Genomic DNA, 17,334 nt, shown 5'->3' with positions numbered 1-17,334 from the left:
GAATGCTGATGACCGCACCTGTTTTTATTGCCTTAGATTTTCCGGATGCTGCCAGTGCGCAAGCGTTTTTGGTACCATTTCGTGATTTACCCGAACAACCAGCTGTGAAGGTTGGGATGGAGCTATTTTACGCAGTCGGACCGGAATTTGTGCGTGAGTTACGCCAACAAGGCTTTACCGTCTTTTTAGATCTTAAACTTTACGATATTCCAAACACTGTTGGGCACGCTGTAGCACGCCTTGCACAACTGGACGTGCAATATTTGACTGTTCATGCCGCTGGTGGGACCAAAATGTTGCAGCAGGCGGTTGCCAATAAGGGCGCTGACATGAAAATTTTGGCGGTGACGCAACTCACATCATTTTCAGAAGCGGACATGCAAGCAACACAGCAAACACCATTATCAATGGCTGATAGTGTACAGCATTTGGCGAAGTTGGCTTATGCCGCTGGGGTGGATGGGACGATTAGTGCACCGGGGGAAGCAGCGCTCATTCAGGCGGTGACAGCTGATGATTTCTTACGGATCACGCCAGGTATTCGTTTGGCTGGTGATGCCGCTGATGATCAAGCACGCATTACCACACCGAAAGTTGCCCGACAATCAGGGGCCACTGGCTTGGTGGTGGGTCGTTCAATTACAAAAGCACACACGCCAGTTGTCGCTTACCAACGCGTGATGGCAGAATGGGGAAATGAAGCATGACAGAATATGCAACACAAGTCGCAAATGATTTATTAAAGATTGGGGCCGTGAAGTTTTCACCGGAAGCGCCCTTTACTTGGGCCTCTGGCATTAAAAGCCCAATTTATACCGATAACCGCATGACGATCGGTTATCCTGAAGTCCGTCAAAATATTTTTAAAGGTTTGGCTGAACTCATTACGACCCATTATGGGGATGTTGAAATCGTCGGTGGTGTTGCCACGGCCGGTATCCCACACGCGGCTTGGGTAGCTGAAACGTTGAACAAGCCCATGATTTATGTTCGCTCAAAGCCAAAAGATCATGGTGCTGGTCGGCAAACAGAAGGTGCCGAAGTGGCTGGTAAAAAAGTGGTTTTGATTGATGATTTGATTTCAACTGGTGGGTCAGTTTTGGGCGCTGTTGAAGCGGTTCGCAAGGCAGGCGCTGACGTGTTGGGCGTTGTCTCAATCTTTTCATATGAATTACCGGCTGGCGTGGATAACTTTGCGCAAGCAGGGTTAACATTTCAGTCCTTGACAACCTATTCACAACTCATCGATGCCGCCATTGCGCGAGGCGACTTGAATGCTTCGCAATTGGCAACCTTAAAAGCATGGCAACAATCACCAGCTGATTGGCAAGCTTAAACAAGTAAAAAAGCTGAACGACGATGATCGTTCAGCTTTTTTGATTAATAAATGGCATCGCGGTACAAGCCAATAACTTTACCGAGAATGGTCACATTATCTAAAATAATTGGTGCCATGGCATCATTTTCAGGTTGTAATCTGAAATGATCGGCTTCACGGAAGAAACGCTTAACAGTTGCTTCGTCATCGTCATTCATCGCGACAACAACATCACCATTATCGGCATTATCTTGTTTCCGCACGATCACTTTATCGCCGTCCAAGATACCGATGTTGACCATTGAATTGCCACGGACGTTGAGCATAAACATATCGCCGTCAAACTGCATCAAGTTATCTGGGATTGGGAAAAACTCAGTGGCTTCTTCTTCAACTGCGAGAATTGGCGTACCAGCTGTCACTTGACCTAGAACCGGAATGCGACCAGGTGTGGTGGACACACCTAATGCTTCCAACCCTAAATCTGTTACTTCAATAGCACGGGCGCGTGGCTTTGAGGCGTCTTTTAACAAGTAGCCTTTTTTTACTAAGCGTTCGATGTGCCCGTGAATGGTAGAAGACGACGATAGGCCGACTGCTTCACCAACTTCACGTACTGTTGGCGGATAACCATTGTTGGTTTGTGCTTCATGAATGAAACGCAAAACTTGGAGTTGTTTGCTTTCTTGAATTTTGATTGCCATGATGGGTATATTCCTTAATAATAAACGATTTAATATGATTTCATTATAGCGAAAGTGGGAACAGAAATCAAACGTTTGTTCGTTTTCGGCTCATGACACCCGATAAATTGGGGGAATCTTTACCAAAAATTTGAAAACAACGCCCACAGGTGGCCGCTGAGTGGTAAAAAAAACGTGCTATAAGGTCGTTTACTGCCGGTATTCATCGGGTTAATCGTCCTGTCAACCTGGATTTTGTGTTATAATGGTTGGTAGACAATTTTATTAAGGGGTTATTTAACCATGAACACAGGACTTTCAATCTTGATTTTCGTTATTGGCTTGGTTATCGGCTTGATTGCAGGTTTCTTCCTCGCACGTAACGCCATGAAGAACTATCTTGCCAAAAACCCACCGATTTCAGAAGAAATGATGAAATCAATGATGATGTCAATGGGACAAAAGCCATCACAAAAGAAGTTGGCACAAATGATGGCACAAATGAAGCAACAAAGCGAACGTGCACAAAAAAAATAAGCCAGAAGGCTTATTTTTTTTCGTGTTTTGGATCAATATAGACAAAATCAGGATTGATTTCTTGGTCTAAGCGATCAAACGCATCTTGAATCATTTGTGTATATTTGGTAATGTTTTCTTTGTCCAACTTATCTTTGCGATCAACCACGATCGGTTCCCCGAAATTAATCGTTGTATTGTTACGCTTGAAGAGTTGACTAAACTTAACTGGCCCCTGATATACAGCTGGTACAATTGGCTTACCAGACATCTTGGCAATTAAGATGGTACCAGATTTGAGTTCAGCGCTGTGGCGTGAACCGGAAGGGAACATGATCAATGATCGGTCACCGGATTTCAATTCGCGCACGGGGACTTTAATCACACTGGGCCCAACGTTTTCACGATCCACGGGGAACGCACCAGCGGCTCGGATGAGCCACGCAAGTGGGGGGAACTTAAACAATTCAATTTTTGCCATAAAAATGAAGTGCTTGGGATAGGCGGCGACGGCATACCAAACGGGATCCCACCAAGAACGGTGAGGGCCAACGAGGATATAATTATCGTTGACAGGGAGACGATCACGGTGCATATATTTAATGCGACCGTTAATCGTCCAAATCAAGCCAACGACAATGCCGTGGAGTACGTCATAAAATTTCATGCTAATTCACCTCATAAACTGTCCTAACTATTTTACACGATATTGCGAGAAAAAAACAATGATTGAACCAATTCTTAAACAAGGTGAACGACTTGATGGTTTGCCAGCACAAAACATTCGTATTATTCAAAATCCAGATATGTTCGCCTATTCGCTCGATGCGATTTTATTGGCTTATTTTGCCGGCGTGAAAGGCAAAGGTAGCGGGTTAACTGTTGATCTTGGTGCTGGCACTGGGGCGGTTGGCTTGTTTTATGCTCCAAAGGTGACGGGGCCAATCACTTTAGTTGAAATTCAACCTGAACTCGCTGAGATGGCGCAACGTAGTGTGGCGCTAAATGGCCTGCAAGATCGTGTGTCGGTGGTGCAAGCGGATATGAAAGCGATTTTTGATGTCATTCAACCAGGATCAGCCGAAACGGTGCTATCTAATCCACCTTATTTTCCTTTAAATGACACGACGAAGACTAACAACGACCAACATTACGAGATTGCTCGACACGAGGTCACGATTGATTTACCTGGTCTGGCACAAGTTGCCAATAAATTACTTAAAAACAACGGCAAGTTTTACATGGTGCACCGGCCAGATCGGTTGGCTGACATTTTTGCCGCCTTTGCGCAGCGCAAGTTGATGATTAAACGCGTGCAGTTTGTTTATGGTAAGGCCGATCGGGAAGCCAATATGGTACTCGTCGAAGCAATTAAGGCAGGGAAACCAGGTGGTGTGCGTATTATGCCGCCTATTGTGACCTATACCGCCGATAATGACTACACAGAGACGGTTAAGACGATTCTGCATGGACAAGCGTGGTCAACATGAAACACTACTTCTTTTATGTGCTTTATACCGCGGATGGCTACTTTTATGGTGGCTTTACCGATGATGTACAGCGGCGGCTAGCCACGCACGCAAAAGGGCAAGGTGCGAAATTCACCCGAGTTAAATCACGGCATCCGTTGCAACTCGTTTTTTCGGAAGCCTTTGATACAAAAGGGGATGCATTACGTGCCGAAGCGGCTTTTAAACGGCTAACCCGCGCTAAAAAAGAAGCGTTCCTAGTGACGCGTGGTGTTTCAGCCACAATTTGGGAAAAATAGCTTGCTTTATATCTGGAAAACTGTATAATATTAACTGTTGTCAAAAGCAACAAATACACACGGCAAACGAGTTCACATAGGTGCAGCAATGTCAGTGTGAATGTCGAATTTGTCGGCGGAAAAAACCTAGGAGGCCACATCATGGCAGTTATTTCAATGAAAGAACTCCTCGAAGCAGGAGTACACTTCGGTCACCAAACACGTCGTTGGGACCCAAAGATGGATGAATTTATCTTTACAGAACGTAATGGTATTCACATCATCGATTTGCAAAAGACAGTTAAGTTGGTTGATGAAGCTTACAACTTCATGCGTAACGCATCAGCTGATGGCGCAACTTTCTTGTTCGTTGGAACAAAGAAGCAAGCTTCAGATGCAATTGCTGAAGAAGCAACACGCGCTGGTCAATACTACATCAACCACCGTTGGTTGGGTGGTACTTTGACAAACTGGAACACAATCAAGACACGTATCCAACGTTTGAAGGATTTGGAAGCAATGGCCGAAGACGGCACATTTGACCAATTGCCTAAGAAGGAAGTTGTGTTGTTGAACAAGCAACGCGAAAAGTTGAACAAGTTCTTGGGTGGTATCAAGGACATGCCTGGTTTGCCAGACGTTTTGTTCGTTGTTGATCCTAAGAAGGAAGAAATCGCCGTTAAGGAAGCTAACATGTTGAACATTCCTGTTGTGGCAATGATCGACACGAACGCTAACCCTGAAGTGGTTGACGTTAAGATTCCTGCAAATGATGACGCTATCCGTGCCGTTCGTTTGATCACTTCAAAGATGGCTGATGCTATTATCGAAGGTCGTCAAGGTCAAGATTCAGCACCTGAAGATGCATTCGTTGAAGGCGATGAAACAACAGAATCAATCGAAGAAATTGTTAGCATTGTCGAAGAAGGCAACAACTAATCAGTAAGATTTAAATGACATTTGCCGTTCCTGCGGACCTGTTTGGGACGCGGGAACGGCATTTTTATTTGTTCGAAACCAGAACAAATCATGCTATAATAAACTTATAAACATTTTTAGAGGAGCAATATAATGGCAATTACTGCTGCACAAGTAAAAGAACTACGTGACAAGACATCTGTTGGTATGATGGATGCGAAGAAGGCTTTGGTTGAAGCTGACGGTGACCTTGACAAGGCAATCGACTTGCTCCGTGAAAAGGGTATGGCTAAGGCCGCTAAGAAGGGCGACCGTATTGCTGCTGAAGGTATGACTTACGTTGCCGTTAAGGGTAACAAGGCTGCCATCATCGAATTGAACTCAGAAACTGACTTCGTGGCTGGTAACGCTGAATTCAACGACTTGTTGAAGACTGTTGCTAACACAATCGTTGAAAACTCACCAGCAGACGTTGAAGCTGCTTTGGCTTTGGAAGTTGAAGCTGGTCAAACTTTGAACGAAAAGATCATCGGTACAACACAAATTACTGGTGAAAAGATCACTTTGCGTCGTTTCACAGTTGTTGAAAAGGCAGATTCAGAAAACTTCGGTGCTTATTCTCACTTGGCTGGTTCAATTTCAGCATTGGTTGTTGTTGAAGGTGCCTCTGAAGAAGCTGCTAAGGACATCGCAATGCACGTTGCTGCCATTGCACCACAATACGTATCAGATGCTGATGTGCCTGCTGAAGTTGTTGAAAAGGAAAAGGCTGTTCAATTAGCTTCTGAAGACTTGGCTGGTAAGCCTGACAACATCAAGGAAAAGATGGTTGAAGGTCGTATCAAGAAGTTCTTGGCTGAAATTTCATTGTTGGATCAAGCATTCGTTAAGAATGGTGATCAAACTGTTGCCGAATTTATTGCATCACAAAATGGTTCAGTAAAGTCATTTATCCGTTACCAAGTTGGTGATGGTATCGAAAAGAAAGTGACTGACTTGGCCGAAGAAGTTGCTAAGCAATTGGGTTAATTGCTTATAAAAGTGCGTTATTTTCATATAACGCACTTTTTTTGCGGAAAATTTTGGTATAATGGACTAGATAATGAAAATGAGGTAAATCATGACTGATATTAAATACAAACGTGTATTGATGAAACTTTCGGGCGAAGCATTAGCTGGCGACAAAGGCCAAGGTATCGACCTTGCCGTAGTTTCTGAAATTGCGCAAGATTTGAAAGAAGTACACGATCTTGGCACACAAATCGCCATTGTTGTCGGCGGTGGTAACCTTTGGCGTGGTGAACCCGCATCAAAAGTTGGCATGGAACGTTCTCGTGCCGATTACACAGGGATGCTTGGCACAACCATGAATGCTTTGGTGTTACAGGATGCCTTGGAACGCGCTGGCGTTGATACACGTGTACAAACAGCCATTACAATGCAACAAATTGCCGAACCTTATATTCGTGGGCGTGCGATTCGTCACCTTGAAAAAGGTCGGATTGTGATTTTCGCGGCCGGAACTGGTTCACCTTACTTCTCAACAGATACAACGGCAGCTTTGCGTGCTAATGAAATTAACGCGGATGCCATTTTGATGGGTAAGAACGGTGTGGATGGGGTCTATGATTCTGATCCAAACAAGAATGCAGATGCCGTTAAATTTACTGAATTAACACACTTAGATATTTTACAAAAAGGTTTGAAAGTGATGGACTCAACTGCTAGCTCACTTTCAATGGATAATAACATGCCACTTGTGGTCTTTAACTTGAACACCCCTGGCAATTTAAAGCGTGTCGTATTGGGTGAAAATATTGGAACAACAGTTACAGGAGGAAAATAATGGCTTTTGATATAACAGATGCAAAGGCGCGTATGCAAGGCGCACAAGATGCATTACAACGTGAACTTGGTAGTATCCGGACAGGACGTGCGAACCCCCGTATTTTGGACCGCATTGAAGTTGAATATTATGGGGCAATGACACCCTTGAATCAAGTGGCGTCAATCTCAGTACCAGAAGCACGTATCTTGTTGATCACACCATTTGATAAGTCAGTGCTTGACGAAATTATTCGGGCAATTAACATGTCTGATCTTGGCCTAAATCCAGCTTCAGATGGGAATATTGTGCGTTTGGCAATTCCACAAATGACAGAAGAAGGTCGTAAGGAATTAGCTAAGCAAGTGAAAGCTGAAGCTGAAAAGGCGAAAGTTTCAGTTCGTAATGTGCGTCGTGATGCAATGGATAGCGTGAAAAAGGACAAGGAATTGCCTGAAGACGTTGCCCGTAAAGCGGAAGATGCTATCCAAAAGTTGACGGATGACAACATTAAGGCAATTGATGCGATTGCGGCTGAAAAAGAAAAAGAATTGCTAACAATCTAACACACGTTGGTATTTTCTTATGCAGTGTGAGATAAACACATGAAACAAAAAGACTTGGTAACACACCAAGTCTTTTTGTTTAAATGATTGGAGACGGGATGCGTAGGTATTGGCAATATTGGCGACTGGGGTTGAATTTTCGTGAAGGCGCCTACCGGTTGGACTTTTGGTGGATTCGGGCCATTAATGTCGTCCTGGAACTCATGCTAGTAGCGATACCTGTCATCTTTTTTCAGTCATGGTATTGGGGATTTAAAAGTCTGGCGATATTTTATATTATCAAATTTGTGCCAGATAGGGCGTTACTGACACGCCGGCTAAGAGATACTGGTTTGGCACTCAACCAAATCAAGTTTGTGATCCTAAGTCCAGCCTTATTGTGGGTTGGTGTACTGATTGTTGCGGCATCTAGGGTTATTTTTTTGCTGCCGATTGTAGTATTGGGCTATTTTGGTTGGTTTGTATTGATGGTTTCTCGACGATCAGCGTATTGGACACCACAACTCAACAAAAAACAAAAAATGGGTTATGGTATTGGATTTGTTGGCTTGATCATGTTGACCATGACACTAACCGGCTACCTGATGGTAGCGGGGCAAACGACAATCAATTGTCTCATACAACCTGTTTTATCCGATCCGAAAACAGCGACATCTGGTTCAGCAGCTAACACGGCTGCATCAAAATCGTCATCATCAAGTGCTGCGCAACATAACACAGCGGCAGTCGCGTCATCAGTGCCCGAAAAACCAGTGACGCGACAGGCTGATGATAAGCCGACAACGGCTTATCGGCAATTGCCGGCGATGACGATTGGGGATGCGAGTTTTGGTTTTATGACGGTGAATGGGCAGTGGCAACAAGATCCAACAACCTTACAATGGTGGCAACTCGCGCAGAATATTGTGATTGATACCCGCGATCGTGGTCAGGGATTTGGGGTTGATACGGCGAGTTTTACCTTTAAAACCATCAGTAGCCAAAGTCACTTTCAATTAACTACCCAAGGTGATGTGTCTGGGACACGCTACGATGGAACTTACCAGTCACCAACTGCAACGCAACCAGATGCGATGAGTTATTTGGAGTGGCAGACGCCAGATCATCACTTGCGCGCAGTGTATGTCATTGCGCCGACGCTGGCCTTACGTAATTTGGTCGTTGATCAAATCATGCAATCATATCGTGTGTAGGGCTTGACGTTTTGTGCATGACAAGGCATAATAAGAGATAATAACGTTGGTAAACGATGAGATCATGTGGCGATGGTTGAGGGCATCAACGCTTCGAGTGTCTGCTTCGGCAGGAAATCAGGTGGAACCGCGCGTAAGCGTCCTGATGTCAATTGATTTTGGCATCGGGACGTTTTTTGTTTGGATGCAGAAAGGACAGATTGTGATGACACCAGCAAAAGAATTTGAAGCTTATTTTGATGATCCCGATATCCCTGAACAACACTTGGCGCAGTTGCAACGCGTGCGTCAGTTTGTCCATGAGATTTATCCGGACATTACGGAACGGGTTGCCTATGCCATGCCAGGTTTTTATCCGGTGGAAGGGAAAAAAGCAACCGAAACACTGCTCTTTGTAATGGCACAAAAAAATTGGTTGGGCATCTACGCGTTGCCAGAATTTAATGAGACATATTAAGATTTTTTAACTGCTGAGCACCTGCAAATGGGTAAAGGGTCAATTCAAGTCCCTTATGATTATCCAGCCGATAAATTACGCACATTGGTTGGAAAAATTATGCTGTATAATTTGAAACGATTTCATTTCAATGTGCCAGCCACCACGTTACAATTTGCCTAACTGGATGGTGCGAATAAGTAGCCGTCAGGGCGTCAAAAATAAGGAGTAAAACATGACAAATAAATTATCAATGCAAGATATTATTTTAACGTTGCAACAATACTGGGCGAAGCAAGGCGCAAACCTGATGCAAGCCTACGATAATGAAGTGGGGGCCGGTACCCAATCCCCTTACACATTCCTGCGCGCTAATGGACCAGAACCTTGGAACGCAGCTTATGTTCAACCTTCTCGCCGACCAGCCGATGGCCGTTATGGGGATAACCCCAACCGTTTGTTCCAACACCACCAATTCCAAGTGGTGATGAAGCCTAGTCCTGTTAATATCCAAGAGCTTTACTTGGGGTCATTGGAAGCCTTGGGTATTAAGCCACTAGAACATGATATTCGTTTCGTTGAAGACAACTGGGAAAACCCTTCAATGGGTGCGGCTGGTATTGGTTGGGAAGTTTGGCTTGACGGCATGGAAGTCACGCAATTTACGTATTTCCAACAAGTTGGTGGGATTGAAGTCGATTCTGTCACAGCTGAAGTAACGTATGGTTTGGAACGGTTGGCTTCTTATATTCAAGATGTCCCAACTGTTTATGATTTAGAATGGGGCAATGGCGTCCTTTATGGTGATATTTTCAAGGAACCTGAATTTGAACATTCAACTTACGCCTTTGAAGCGTCAGATCAAGACATGCTCTTGCGTCATTTTGACGAATATGAAGCCGAAGCGACACGTTTGTTGGGCCTTGGCTTAGTGCATCCAGCCTATGACTACATTTTGAAGTCATCACATACCTTTAATTTATTGGATGCCCGTGGCACTGTATCTGTGACGGAGCGTGCAGGGTACCTTCACCGGATTCGAACAATGGCACGCCAAGTATCAAAGGTTTTCATCGAAGAACGGGCTAAGTTAGGCTTCCCCTTGTTGAAAGACGAAGCCTTGCGGGAAAAGTATCTGGGTGAAAATGGTAAATACACGGTGGATGAAACAGTCTAACGGATTGCAATAGACTTGACGGCCATTCGTCAGGTTGATGTGGGTTACAAACTAAAATTGGAGAAATCAAGATGTCAACATTTTTACTAGAAATTGGATTGGAAGAAGTGCCGGCGCATTTGGTCACCCCATCAGAAGCGCAACTGGTAACGCGGACAGCAGCCTTTTTAGCCGAACATCGCTTAGCTGTAGGGGAAATTAAGGCTTATTCAACGCCTCGTCGTTTAGCTGTACAATTATTGGATGTCGCTGCTGAATCAGAAACTTTGTCAGAAGAAAAGCGTGGGCCTTCAATTGACCGTGCAAAAGATGAACAAGGCAACTGGACAAAGGCAGCCCAAGGCTTTGCGCGCGGTCAAGGGGCAACGCCGGAAGACTTTGAAGAACGTGATGGCTATGTCTGGCTAACAAAGACAACGCCTGGTGTGCCAGCGGCAGAAATTTTAGCGCAAATTGGCGATGAAGTTGTCGCACAAATGAAGTTCTCAACGTACATGAAGTGGGCCAACAACGCCTTCTTATATGTGCGACCAATTCGTTGGTTGGTCGCTTTACTGGATGACAAAGTGCTGGATTTTAGTATTTTAGATGTTCAAACAGACCGGATCACGCGGGGTCATCGTTTCTTGTCAGACGAACAAGTGACAATCCCAACTGCTGAGGATTATGTGGAAACGTTAAGAGCTGCGCACGTGTTGGTTGATGCCGACGAACGTCGGGCAACAATCAGCCAACAGTTGGCAGCCATTGCGCAAGAAAATGGCTGGGTGTTGCAACTTGATTCTGACAAGTCACAAGACTTATTGGAAGAAGTTAACAACATTGTGGAATGGCCAATGGCCTTTGCGGGTAGCTTTGATGAAAAGTATTTGGCCGTACCAGATGATGTGTTGATGACCTCAATGCGTGAACACCAACGTTTCTTTTATGTGACCGATCAATCAGGTCAACTCTTGCCACATTTCCTATCAGTTCGTAATGGGAATGATGAACATTTGCGTAACGTGATTGCTGGTAACGAAAAGGTGCTGGTGGCACGTTTGGAAGATGCTGAATTTTTCTATCATGAAGACCAACAAAAGACGATTGCCGATTATATGGCAAAAGTTGAAAAATTGGTGTTCCATGAAAAAATTGGGACAGTTTACGAACATATGCAACGTGTCGGCCTTTTGGCTGCTGAATTAGCGGATCGATTAGGTTTCGATAATACGAAGAAAGCCGATTTGGCACGTGCAGCTGACATTTATAAGTTTGATTTGATGACGGGCATGGTCGGCGAATTCGACGAATTGCAAGGTATTATGGGTGAACACTATGCGCAATTATTCGGTGAAAACACTGCAGTTGCAACTGCCGTACGCGAACATTACATGCCAACGTCTGCTGCCGGTGAAGTAGCCCAATCAGATATTGGGGCTGTCTTAGCGATTGCTGATAAATTAGATACTTTGGTGACATTCTTTGCAGCCGATCTTGTCCCATCAGGGTCAAATGACCCTTATGGTTTACGACGTGCAGCGACAGGGATTGTCCGTACGTTGCAAGCCAAGCAGTGGCGAATTGCGTTAGCGCCATTGCTTGAAAGCTTTATTGCCAAAACAGGTGAGGTATCAAGTCATGTTGATACTGCCGCTATCCATGCCTTTATTTTAGATCGTGTCCGCAAGTTAGCCCTTGATGCTGGCACACGTCAAGATCTTGTGGCAGCCGGTACTGCTAATGTCGTGAATTTGGATGTTGTGTACGTGGCACAACGTGTACAAACATTGGCCAAACATGCTGATGATGCGAACTTCCGTGATGTCATTGCGTCATTGACACGTGTGTCACGCTTGGCTGTGAAGTATGACATGGATGCGACAGTTGATCCTGCTCTGTTTGAAAATGAAGCTGAAGTGGCGTTGTATGCGGCAACGCAATCACTTGATTTGCACACGCTAGTGATGGCGGGCAGTGAAGCTGTTTACCAAGCATTGGCCAACTTACAAGCCCCAATTGCGGCTTACTTTGACGAGACAATGGTCAATGTTGACGATGAAGCCGTTAAAAATAACCGCTATGCACAACTGCACTTAATTAACCGCTTGATTTCAGGATTGGGTGATTTAGAAAAAATCGTTATCAAGTAATTGAGCTGCCGCAATAGACTGAAAGATAGAGGCGACAATAACATGTTAAATATTGCTTATGTTGGTTTTGGTAAAAGTACGAATCGTTACCATTTACCGTATTTAAAGTTACGTTTGGATAAATTCCGCGTTGGTCGTGTTGTGACGCCAACCCTTGGCAAGCGGCCGGCTGATCAAGCTTACTGGGAAGCAACTGGGACGATTTTTTCAACCGATATACAAGATATTTTAGACGACGACACGATTGATTTAGTGGTGGTCGTCACGCCTTCTAGCAGTCATTTCGCTGTTGCCAAGCAGTTGTTAGCCGCTGGCAAGAACGTGTTAGTTGATAAGCCAATGGCAGCTAATCTCGCTGAGACACAAACATTAGTCCAACTGGCACGTGAACAACAGTTGTTTTTGATGCCATACCAATCACGACGCTATGACAGTGATTTTTTAACCGTACAACATATTTTGAATCATGGTTATTTGGGACGTTTGGTGGAGCTGGAAGTGCACATGGACCATTATCGACCTTCAGACGGGGTGGTCTCAGGCCCTACGATTGATGGGTCACTCTTTGGTCACGGGGTCCATTTAGTCGATCAAGTGGTGAGTTTACTCGGGGCACCACAAGCTGCAACCTATGATTTACGAGCAACGCGTGAATTAGGGGCAGACGTCGATGATCAAATTGAAGTGAATTTATTCTATGAGGATGCCGTAAAAGCGACGGTACAAACCACCGAATTAGCGATGGTACAACACCCAAAGTGGCAATTACGTGGAACAAAAGGCACGTTTATCAAGTATAATGTTGATGAACAGGAAAATGATTTAAAAGCCGGCGTGATGCCAGGTACACCAGGATTTGGTCTTGAAGCGCCACAAAATTATGGGCAACTGGTTTATGTGAATCAAAGCGGCGATCGCATTGAGAAGCAGATCCCAAGTATCCCAGGGGACTATGGGCGCATTTATGACAGTGTTTTTGATACGCTCACACATGGCGCACCCAAATTGGTGAGCGATGAACAAATGTTAACGGTGATGACCATCTTGTCGGCGGCTGATTTTAATCATAGTCCGAGTGTCGTAAAATTTTAATCACGTCCTAACACATTAAGTTTGGCAATTTGCTAAACTTTTTTCATTTTGTCACTTAAAAATGATGGGACAACACATACTGGAGAAAAGATGACGAATAGAACAAAAGGCTTGCTGTTTGCAATCCTTGGGCCACTGTTGTGGGGAATTAATAGTGTCGTAGTTGACATGTTATTTGCGCAGGGCGTCAATGCGCGTTGGTTTGCCACCTTTCGATTGATAGTGGCAGGCGCGGTCTTGCTCGTTTGGGCCTACTTGAAACAGGGGAATCAAATTTTTGCGCCGTTTAAGCGCTGGCGAGATGCCGGCCATTTGTTAGTATTCTCGTTTTTGGGCATGTTATTTGTCCAATACACGTATATTATGGCGATTGAAGCGGGGAATGCCGCTACCGCAACGGTATTACAATTTACGAATCCAATTATGATTGCCATTTTCTTGGCGATTCGACATTGGCAACTGCCAGCCCGACAAGATGTTATCGCCATTATTTTTGCAGTTGTCGGCACGGTCTTAATTGCCACACATGGCCAAATTGGCACCCTGGCAATGTCGACCCCTGCATTAGTTTGGGGGTTGCTAGCTGGTGTTGGCGCGGTCTTTTATACGTTATTGCCGCATCAACTGATTACAAAATTTGGTGCAGTCACGGTGAGTGCCTGGGCGATGGCGATTAGTGGCATTGGGATTAATTTTGTGAATCCGGTTTGGGTTGACGCGCCAGATTGGCGTTTACCAGTCATTGGGCTGCTTAGCTTTTCAATTCTGATTGGTACAGCGTTTGCTTATGTCGTGTTTATTCAGAGCTTGGCTTGGATTAAACCAACGGTGGCCAGCACATTAGGTGCCCTGGAACCGTTGATGGGGACGATATTAAGCATCCTGATTTTCCATATCGCATTTGGCGTGGCGGACATGATTGGCTCAATCTTAATTATTAGCACCGTCTTTATTCAAGCGTTGCGTCGAACAATCTAAAAAGGTGTGTGGTGTTATGTTAGAAATAGCATGCCATCACGCTTTTTTTATCGGTTTCATGATAAAATGAATAGGATAGAATAATTGAAAGAAAGCGCGTTTTTCACGCAATATAAACATGACAGAAATTAATTTAGAACAACTTAAAAAGAGACAAAAACATATCCGTAATTTTTCCATTGTGGCACATATTGATCACGGGAAGTCGACGATTGCCGACCGTATTTTGGAACATACCCATACGGTGGCAGAACGTGACATGCAAAATCAATTGTTGGATACAATGGATTTGGAACGTGAACGTGGGATTACCATTAAGCTAAATGCTGTCGAAGTGCAGTATGATGCTAAAGATGGTGAAACGTATATTTTTCACTTGATTGACACACCTGGGCACGTTGACTTTTCTTATGAAGTGTCACGTTCTTTGGCTGCCGCCGAAGGGGCCATTTTAGTCGTCGATGCCTCACAAGGCGTGGAAGCACAAACGTTAGCCAATGTTTATTTGGCCTTAGATAACGGCTTGGAAATTTTGCCAGTCATTAATAAAATTGATCTCCCAGCTGCTGATCCGGAAAAGGTTCGTGCTGAGATTGAAGATGTGATTGGGATTGATGCTTCAGAAGCCGTGTTAGCTTCTGCTAAAAAAGGGATTGGCATTCCAGAATTGCTGGAAAAGATTGTTACGGATTTGCCTGCACCAACAGGGGATTTGGAAGCACCATTACGGGCCTTGATTTTTGACTCGGCTTATGACCCATACCGTGGTGTTGTGGTCAACATGCGTGTGCGTGAAGGGATTGTGAAGCCTGGTGATAAAATTCGCATGATGAACACTGGTGCCGAGTATGAAGTCAATGAAGTCGGCGTGATGTCACCAAATGCGCAAAAGCGTGATTATTTGATGGCTGGTGATGTTGGTTATTTGACGGCTTCTATCAAAGACATTCATACGACGCATTCTGGTGATACGATTACCAGTGTGGCGAATCCTGCCTCTGAACCGTTGGCCGGTTATAAGCCGATGACACCAATGGTTTATTCAGGACTATACCCATCTGATAATGCCAAATATACGGATTTGCGTGATGCGTTAGAAAAGTTGCAGTTAAACGACGCGGCGTTGACATTTGAACCGGAAACATCACAAGCCTTGGGCTTTGGTTACCGTGTTGGGTTCCTCGGGTTGTTGCACATGGATGTGATTCAGGAACGACTAGAACGTGAATTTGATTTGGATCTTGTGACGACAGCACCTTCGGTTACTTACCGTGTGTTGACCAACGATGGCGAAGAATTAGAAATTGAAAACCCATCAGAAATGCCTGAACCATCTAAGGTGAAGGCGATTGAAGAGCCCTATGTTGATGCCCAAATTATGGTCCCCAATGAATATGTTGGCGCCGTCATGGAATTGGCACAACGTAAGCGTGGTGAATTTGAAACGATGGAATATTTGGATGCGTCACGTGTTAATGTCAAATATAAGATGCCATTGTCAGAAATTATTTTCAATTTCTTTGACAAATTAAAATCAAGTACACGTGGCTATGCCTCGCTAGATTATGAAATTTCTGGTTATCGCCCATCTGACTTGGTCAAGATTGATATTTTGTTGAATTCTGAAAAGGTCGATGCGTTGAGTTTCATTGTGCATCGTGATTTTGCTGCTGAACGTGGTCGTATTATCACGTCAAAGTTGAAAGAAATTATTCCACGACAAAACTTTGAAATTCCCGTACAAGCAGCAATTGGCGCAAAGATTTTGGCACGAACGAATATTAAGGCTTACCGTAAGGACGTGACGGCCAAGATTCATACAGGTGATCCTGATCGTCGTGCTAAATTGTTGGATAAGCAAAAGCGTGGTAAGGCACGTATGAAGTCCGTTGGGACAGTCGACGTCCCACAAGAAGCCTTTATGGCAGTGTTGAAGACGGAGGATGATACACAATATGCCCGAGGAAACTAAGGATTACCCAAAATCACGGATGGCCAAATATTGGGGCGGGGCACAAAAGACGTTTGTGCAACGTTACCGTGTAATTATTGTGACAGTTTCAGTCCTGGTGATGCTTGGTGTTGTTGGTTTTGCCATCGCACGGATTGGTTTTAACTATGACGGTGTCAGTCAGGCAACGCGCCAAAAGTTAGCCAAAAAAGAAGCAACAACCGCATTATCATTTGGTTTAACAGGGCAGGCATCTGCGCCAAATGTGAAAGATGTCGTGCATTTAACCCCGGCCGCTTGGCAAAAGGAAATTACGACGAGTATCCAACAAGCGCTTAATCATGGGGATGCTGTGGCTGACCAAGTGGACTTTGATGGGAAAACCTATCACAAATCAGAAGTGATGGCAGCGTTATCACGCCATTATTTGGCAACGCTACAACACGATCGCCACTACCGCATTAATCAGATTACTTTTGATCGTTACCATAATGCGACCGTGTCTTATACGGTTGTGCCAATTGATCTTCCAGCGGCACAAAAGAAAGTACGAGATTACGTCGATGGCGAATTGAATAAAAAGGCTGATGACGTGCACAAATTATCTGAGCCACAGCTCAGACTCGTTGCTTATGCCATGGTGTCGGATAATTGGCAAAATGTGTTACAAAATCAGTTGCCAACAGCTAAGCCAATTCAAGCTAAAATGACCTTACTTTATACCGGTCGCTGGTTACATGGCGACTACCAAGTATCAAAGGAAACACTCAATAATATTTTAAATACGGGATTAGCAGAATAG

20 protein-coding genes are annotated in these 17,334 nt (G+C 44.5%); 18 read left to right on the top strand and 2 right to left on the bottom strand.

The window, feature by feature from the left end; genetic code table 11:
* Window positions 1–8 precede the first annotated feature (8 nt).
* On the top strand, window positions 9–707 hold the full coding sequence (pyrF, locus tag A9176_RS07430) for an orotidine-5'-phosphate decarboxylase (protein WP_077282964.1): 699 nt from the start codon (window positions 9–11) through the stop codon (window positions 705–707).
* Window positions 704–1,336, top strand: coding sequence for an orotate phosphoribosyltransferase (pyrE, locus tag A9176_RS07425; protein ID WP_077282963.1), 633 nt, complete (start codon window positions 704–706; stop codon window positions 1,334–1,336). Before pyrF ends, pyrE begins: the two co-directional genes overlap by 4 nt.
* A gap of 44 nt (window positions 1,337–1,380) precedes the next feature.
* Here the strand turns inward: pyrE and lexA are convergent, their stop codons facing one another.
* The gene (gene lexA / locus A9176_RS07420; RefSeq protein ID WP_010000563.1) at window positions 1,381–2,022 is read right to left on the bottom strand and encodes a transcriptional repressor LexA; all 642 of its coding nucleotides are present in this window, start codon (window positions 2,020–2,022) and stop codon (window positions 1,381–1,383) included.
* Window positions 2,023–2,304: 282 nt separating this feature from the next.
* Between lexA and A9176_RS07415 the strand changes: the two genes are divergently transcribed.
* Window positions 2,305–2,538, top strand: coding sequence for a YneF family protein (locus A9176_RS07415; RefSeq protein WP_029509844.1), 234 nt, complete (start codon window positions 2,305–2,307; stop codon window positions 2,536–2,538).
* A gap of 10 nt (window positions 2,539–2,548) precedes the next feature.
* On the opposite strand, the gene A9176_RS07410 is transcribed toward A9176_RS07415, so the two are convergent.
* Window positions 2,549–3,184, bottom strand: coding sequence for a lysophospholipid acyltransferase family protein (locus A9176_RS07410; protein ID WP_068852472.1), 636 nt, complete (start codon window positions 3,182–3,184; stop codon window positions 2,549–2,551).
* A gap of 58 nt (window positions 3,185–3,242) precedes the next feature.
* On the opposite strand from A9176_RS07410, the gene A9176_RS07405 reads away from it, so the two are divergent.
* The 15 genes from A9176_RS07405 (at window position 3,243) to A9176_RS07340 (ending at window position 17,334) form a co-directional block, all read left to right on the top strand.
* Window positions 3,243–4,007, top strand: a complete 765-nt coding sequence (locus A9176_RS07405; protein ID WP_077282962.1) for a tRNA1(Val) (adenine(37)-N6)-methyltransferase — start codon at window positions 3,243–3,245, stop codon at window positions 4,005–4,007.
* Window positions 4,004–4,285, top strand: a complete 282-nt coding sequence (locus A9176_RS07400; RefSeq protein WP_029509847.1) for a GIY-YIG nuclease family protein — start codon at window positions 4,004–4,006, stop codon at window positions 4,283–4,285. Before A9176_RS07405 ends, A9176_RS07400 begins: the two co-directional genes overlap by 4 nt.
* A gap of 141 nt (window positions 4,286–4,426) precedes the next feature.
* A complete protein-coding gene (gene rpsB, locus A9176_RS07395) occupies window positions 4,427–5,203 on the top strand; it encodes a 30S ribosomal protein S2 (RefSeq protein WP_010000909.1) in 777 nt (258 codons plus the stop codon).
* Between the two features lie 132 nt (window positions 5,204–5,335).
* Complete coding sequence (gene tsf / locus A9176_RS07390) at window positions 5,336–6,211, top strand: translation elongation factor Ts (protein WP_077282961.1); 876 nt, start codon at window positions 5,336–5,338, stop codon at window positions 6,209–6,211.
* 91 nt (window positions 6,212–6,302) lie between these two features.
* Window positions 6,303–7,028: a UMP kinase gene (pyrH, locus tag A9176_RS07385; RefSeq protein ID WP_029509848.1), complete on the top strand. Its 726-nt coding sequence runs from the start codon at window positions 6,303–6,305 to the stop codon at window positions 7,026–7,028.
* Window positions 7,028–7,573: a ribosome recycling factor gene (gene frr / locus A9176_RS07380; RefSeq protein ID WP_010000912.1), complete on the top strand. Its 546-nt coding sequence runs from the start codon at window positions 7,028–7,030 to the stop codon at window positions 7,571–7,573. The genes pyrH and frr overlap by 1 nt, the downstream gene beginning before the upstream one ends.
* A gap of 98 nt (window positions 7,574–7,671) precedes the next feature.
* Entirely contained in the window at window positions 7,672–8,766 is a 1,095-nt protein-coding gene (locus tag A9176_RS07375; RefSeq protein ID WP_077282959.1) for a DUF805 domain-containing protein, read from the top strand.
* A 145-nt stretch (window positions 8,767–8,911) separates the two neighbouring features.
* Window positions 8,912–9,223: a DUF1801 domain-containing protein gene (locus tag A9176_RS08940; protein WP_242943220.1), complete on the top strand. Its 312-nt coding sequence runs from the start codon at window positions 8,912–8,914 to the stop codon at window positions 9,221–9,223.
* A gap of 27 nt (window positions 9,224–9,250) precedes the next feature.
* The gene (locus A9176_RS08980; protein WP_278320903.1) at window positions 9,251–9,385 is read left to right on the top strand and encodes a hypothetical protein; all 135 of its coding nucleotides are present in this window, start codon (window positions 9,251–9,253) and stop codon (window positions 9,383–9,385) included.
* A gap of 52 nt (window positions 9,386–9,437) precedes the next feature.
* A complete protein-coding gene (glyQ, locus tag A9176_RS07365) occupies window positions 9,438–10,379 on the top strand; it encodes a glycine--tRNA ligase subunit alpha (protein WP_010000918.1) in 942 nt (313 codons plus the stop codon).
* Between the two features lie 71 nt (window positions 10,380–10,450).
* The gene (gene glyS, locus A9176_RS07360) at window positions 10,451–12,511 is read left to right on the top strand and encodes a glycine--tRNA ligase subunit beta (protein ID WP_077282957.1); all 2,061 of its coding nucleotides are present in this window, start codon (window positions 10,451–10,453) and stop codon (window positions 12,509–12,511) included.
* 42 nt (window positions 12,512–12,553) lie between these two features.
* Window positions 12,554–13,603 (top strand): Gfo/Idh/MocA family oxidoreductase, encoded by a 1,050-nt coding sequence (locus tag A9176_RS07355; protein ID WP_077282955.1) that lies wholly within the window; start codon window positions 12,554–12,556, stop codon window positions 13,601–13,603.
* Window positions 13,604–13,693: 90 nt separating this feature from the next.
* Window positions 13,694–14,581 (top strand): DMT family transporter, encoded by an 888-nt coding sequence (locus A9176_RS07350; protein ID WP_077282953.1) that lies wholly within the window; start codon window positions 13,694–13,696, stop codon window positions 14,579–14,581.
* Window positions 14,582–14,699: 118 nt separating this feature from the next.
* Complete coding sequence (lepA, locus tag A9176_RS07345) at window positions 14,700–16,553, top strand: translation elongation factor 4 (protein ID WP_029509854.1); 1,854 nt, start codon at window positions 14,700–14,702, stop codon at window positions 16,551–16,553.
* Window positions 16,537–17,334: a hypothetical protein gene (locus A9176_RS07340; protein WP_010005652.1), complete on the top strand. Its 798-nt coding sequence runs from the start codon at window positions 16,537–16,539 to the stop codon at window positions 17,332–17,334. Before lepA ends, A9176_RS07340 begins: the two co-directional genes overlap by 17 nt.

This window comes from Leuconostoc garlicum (genome assembly GCF_001998805.1).
In the GTDB taxonomy this organism is placed as follows: domain Bacteria; phylum Bacillota; class Bacilli; order Lactobacillales; family Lactobacillaceae; genus Leuconostoc; species Leuconostoc lactis.
This window is presented reverse-complemented; position numbering and strand designations above follow the sequence as displayed.